The sequence below is a fragment of the uncultured Campylobacter sp. genome, from assembly GCF_938045595.1.
GTDB lineage: Bacteria > Campylobacterota > Campylobacteria > Campylobacterales > Campylobacteraceae > Campylobacter_B.
On the sequence record NZ_CALIBB010000100.1, the window covers coordinates 1 to 3469 of the forward strand.

Genomic DNA, 3469 nt, shown 5'->3' on the forward strand with positions numbered 1-3469 from the left:
GAATCTGATGCTAAAGAGTATCGAGCCTAGCGTGACGCAAAGCCTTGAGCTGATGTTTAACAAAGCCTCTCAAACCGCGACTCGCGCCTATATGGAAAAAGCAAATTTTAAGGTAAGAAGCGATGCAAAATAATCTTTTAAATTTAGCCTCGATCGCGCCTATGGCGATACTCGGAGGATTTGCCCTACTGATGCTCGCGGTTTCGCTTTTTGCGCGCACGCTATCGTATAAATTTTACGCCGTCATCACAATACTGGCGCTAGCTCTCGGCTTCGGGCTCGTTTTTGGTTACAACAGCGGCATACGCGGGCTTTTCGACGTGATGCTGGTGGACGGAATCGCGACGCTATCGATGCTTATCATGCTCGCAGGTTCGATATTTTTCATCTTTCTGTCTTTGGGTGCAAGAAGCGCGCACGAGTACCACACCGCGGAGTTTTTCGTGCTGTTTTTATTCGTGCTCGTGGGGTATGAGTTTATGGTCGCGAGCGAAAGCTTAATGATGATCCTCGTTGGGCTTGAGACGGGCTCGCTGGCGCTTTATACGCTAATCGCGCTTCACAATCGCGCCAGATCGGTCGAAGCGGCTCTAAAATACTTCATAATGGGCGCGCTGGGATCTGGGTTTTTCGCATTCGGCGCGGCGATGTTTTTTCTATCGACCGGCTCTATGGAAATTTCAAACATCGCGCAGATCGCTAAGAGTTCAAATTTACAAACCAACGTCCTGCTTTTCGCCGCCTGCTCATTTATGATCGTCTCGATAGGATTTAAGCTCTCGCTGATCCCGTTTCACACCTGGACGCCCGACGTTTACGAGGGTGCGAGCTCCGCTATGGCGGGCTTTATGTCCGTAGTGCCCAAGATCGCGGGCTTTGTCGTGGCGATCAGGCTGTTTGAAGCGCTGGGAAGCATCGGCGTGCAGTGGCTAAACATCGTGCTCTACGCCGTAGCGGTGCTTACGATGAGCTTAGCGAACCTCATGGCGCTCGTGCAACGCGACGTCAAGCGGATGCTGGCTTTCAGCTCCGTTTCGCACGCGGGCTTCGTGCTCTGCGCGATCGTGATCGGCTCGACGCAGGCAAATGCGGCACTTTTCACCTACTGGATCCTATACGCCGTGGCAAATCTCGGGGCGTTTGCATTCATCTGGTGCGTACGGCAAAGGCGCGCGCGCTCATTAAATTTAAAATTTAAAACCCAAAGCCCTGCTTTTTCGCAAAATCACGAGCCGGGCTCCGCTGGCGAGTTAAATTTAGGCGCGAACGGACAAATTTCAGCCTGCGCCGAGTGGAGCGTTAAAGCGAGCGAGCAAAATTCTAAAGCAAGCGGGCCAAATTTGAAAGCGATTGAGCCCGGCGCGGAAGCGAGCCTTTTCGGCACTGAAACTTGCGAGCCCGGCGCCGAAATTTGCGCGCAAAGCTCCAAGTTTGCGGCTCGCTTCGAGCATCCGTTTGAGAAATTTGACGGGCTGATCCGCACCCATCCGCTCTTTGCGCTATGTGCGGCGATCTTTATGCTCTCGCTTGCGGGCATTCCGCCGTTTAGCGTGTTTTGGGGTAAGATGTATCTGCTAAGCGCCGCGGTCAATTCGGGCTATTTCGCCCTCGCCGTCATCATGGCGGTAAATAGCGCGCTCGCGCTGTATTACTACCTGCGCCTCATCGTGCGTATGTTTTTGCACGAGCCGCGGGAGGACGCGGAGCTTGACGGCTCGCTGAGCGCGGTATCGGTGCAGATAAAATTCGCCGTTGTGCTAGCTAGCGTGGCGTGCGTGCTGGCGCCGTTTTTAGTGAAATTTCTAACCGGCGCGGTAAATAATTTCGTCTTTTTAAGCGGGTATTAGAGTTTTAGTGTTGCATAGAGTTGCGCTATAGCGCCATATAAATTTATTATTAAAGGAAATTAAATGAAACTAAAAAGTTTGATATTGAAAAATTTTAGGTCGTATAAAGATGTAAAAATACTTTTTGATAAAAGTATGAATGTTATCATTGGGCAAAATGATGTAGGAAAATCTACTATATTAGAAGCTTTGGATATTTTTCTTGAAGGCGGTACAATAAAAATAGATATGACCGATTTTAGTAAGAATTCTGAAGGTGATACAATTATTATAGGTGCAGAATTTATAGTTGATGGTGAAAAGGAAATTTTAATAGATGCCTCTAATAAAACAAAATTGAGAGATGAACATCTTTTGAATAACGATAACTCTTTAGAGATAGTAAAAGAATTTGAAATCAAAAATGAAAAATTACAAAAGGAAAAAGTATTTATAAAAGCGCAGTATCCGAAGGAATACTCCGATGAGCCTCTAATTAACATGAAAATTTCTGACTTAAAAAAGAAACTAAATGAGAAATTTAATGAAGAAGAGGTTAAAGATATAGATAAGCGAACTAATGCTGAAATAAGAAAGGCGTTATATGGTAAGGCGAGCAATGGATTTGAAGAAATAAAAATTGATATAACGAAAGAGGATGCCAAAGCCATATGGGAGCAGTTAAAAAAATGGTTGCCTTTATATTTTTTATTTCAGAGCGATAGAGCAAATAAAGATAGCGATGCCGATATACAGAACCCATTAAAAAGTGCAACAAAAATAGCCGTAGCTAAATTTGAAGAACAATTTAATATGATAAAAAGTCAATTAGAAGAGGAACTGACAAAAATAGGCAACGAAACAATAGATAAAATGAGGGAAATGGGGCTAGAAAATACAAATTCTTTAAAACCACAAATCAGTAATAAAAGTTTGGATACCCTATTTTCATTTAGTTTGGAAAGTGACAATGGGATTGCCTTAAATAAAAGAGGAAGTGGTTTTAGGAGAATGGTATTATTAAATTATTTCAGAGCTGAGGCCGAAAGAAAGCTAGGTAGTGATGAAAATAAGGATAAAGATATAATTTATGCGATAGAAGAACCGGAAACCGCACAGCATCCAAATCATCAAAAAATGCTTATAGAAGCATTAAAAGAGCTATCTTATAAAGACAACTATCAACTTATACTCACAACTCATACTCCAGAAATAGCAAAAATGGTTAGAGTGGAAAATCTAATATTGATTAGTAAAGATAATGATATTGCTACTATAGACAATTCTGAGAATAAGCTCAAAGCGATATCCGATACTTTAGGAATTCACCCATTCTTTAAGCATAAAGTTGTAGTTTTTGTTGAAGGAGAAAATGATATAAAATTTTTACTCAATATTAATCAACACATAGGGGATTTTAAAAATATTATAGATTTAAAAGAAGAACAAATAAGCATAATACCATTGCATGGAGGTAATTTAAAAAACTGGGTAGATAGGGATTATCTTAAAGATTCAAATATAATAGAGTTTCATATATACGATAGCGATCTCAATTCTGGTAAAAATACGAATAAATATCAGGAAGAAATAGATAAAATAAATTCAAGGAAAGATGGGTCATGTGCTATAAAAACTCAAAA

2 protein-coding genes are annotated in these 3469 nt (G+C 41.9%); both read left to right on the plus strand.

Annotation, left to right across the window (positions count from 1 at the left end; translation table 11 throughout):
- Positions 1 to 122 precede the first annotated feature (122 nt).
- Positions 123 to 1847 carry an NADH-quinone oxidoreductase subunit N gene (locus tag Q0340_RS04205; protein ID WP_298082291.1) on the plus strand — a complete coding sequence of 575 codons (1725 nt, stop codon included), beginning with the start codon at positions 123 to 125 and terminating at the stop codon, positions 1845 to 1847.
- A gap of 63 nt (positions 1848 to 1910) precedes the next feature.
- Positions 1911 to 3469: ATP-binding protein (locus Q0340_RS04210; RefSeq protein WP_298082292.1), on the plus strand; the 1559-nt coding region annotated here is incomplete at its 3' end.

Excerpts from the sequence above, each read along its gene's own strand:
- Q0340_RS04205 (WP_298082291.1), top strand. The coding sequence starts at position 123 with ATGCAAAATAATCTTTTAAATTTAGCCTCGATCGCGCCTATGGCGATA.